Below are 513 nucleotides of genomic sequence, written 5' to 3' on the forward strand. Positions count from 1 at the left end.
GCCGGATGTCAGCGAAGCGTTGGGTTTCGGGTTTCGCTGCGGTTTCCTGGGGCTGCTGCACATGGAGATCGTCCAGGAGCGGCTCGAGCGGGAATTCGATCAGGATCTGATCACGACGGCCCCCAGTGTGGTCTATGAAGTTCTCCAATCCGACGGAACCCTCCTCAAGGTTGAAAATCCCTCCAAAATTCCCGACGGCGGAAAGGTCAACGAGATCCGCGAGCCCATCGTGACCGTGCACTTGTATATGCCGCAGGACTATGTGGGCGCCGTGATGACGCTGGCCAACCAGAAACGCGGCGTCCAGCTGAACATGGCTTACCACGGCAAGCAGGTCATGTTGACCTACGAAATGCCACTGGGCGAGATCGTGCTGGACTTCTTCGACAAGCTCAAGTCCGTCTCCCGCGGCTATGCGTCAATGGACTACGAATTCAAGGAGTTCCGGGCATCCGATGTGGTCAAGGTGGACATCTTGCTGAACGGCGAGAAGGTCGATGCGCTGTCCATCAT

1 pseudogene is annotated in these 513 nt (G+C 57.5%); it reads left to right on the forward strand.

Going from position 1 to position 513, the window contains the following annotated elements:
* Positions 1–513 (forward strand): annotated as a pseudogene (locus AC1DWI_RS26070) (elongation factor 4); the annotation flags it as partial.

The organism is Polaromonas sp. P3_C2, from assembly GCF_056402675.1.